This is a genomic window from Haloferax sp. Atlit-6N (assembly GCF_003383195.1).
Taxonomy (GTDB): domain Archaea; phylum Halobacteriota; class Halobacteria; order Halobacteriales; family Haloferacaceae; genus Haloferax; species Haloferax gibbonsii.
In genome coordinates this window covers 1-460 of sequence record NZ_QEQJ01000321.1, presented here as the reverse complement: position 1 = coordinate 460, position 460 = coordinate 1, and the positions used below count along the sequence as shown (strand labels likewise).

Here is a 460-nt window from a genome sequence, read left to right as displayed (position 1 = left end):
ACGCCGTCGGGCGATTCGGCGTAGGCTCCCGGCTGCCACGTGTGCAGCGGATAGAGCGCGGACTTCACTGCGAGGCCGACGACGAGGAGCGCGAAGCCGGTCAAGACCAGCGGCGAGTCGTAGCCGACTGCCTGCAGTTGCGTCGACAGGTCGGCCATATTCAGCGTCCCCGTCGCGATGTAGAGGTAGCCGACGCCGAGGAGATACAGCGAGGCGCCGATGGTCCCGACGAGGAGATACTTCAGGCTCGCGAGCGCCGCGGCGGGCGAGCGGCCGGTCGCGACCAGCGCGTAGGTCGCCAGCCCGGTGATCTCGATGAAGACGTACAGATTGAACACGTCGCCCGTGACGAACACGCCGGAGACGCCCGCGGTGAGCAACAGCAGCTCGCTGTAGAAGCTGTTCGAGTCCGGGCCGGCCCGCCGCGCGTAGAGGACGACGGCGACGGTCACGACGGACA

At 68.0% G+C, this 460-nt stretch carries 1 protein-coding gene; it reads right to left on the bottom strand.

Annotated elements, in window-relative coordinates; translation table 11 throughout:
* Positions 1-460 (bottom strand): proton-conducting transporter membrane subunit (locus DEQ92_RS22560; protein WP_304999717.1); only part of this gene is annotated, 460 nt, incomplete at both ends.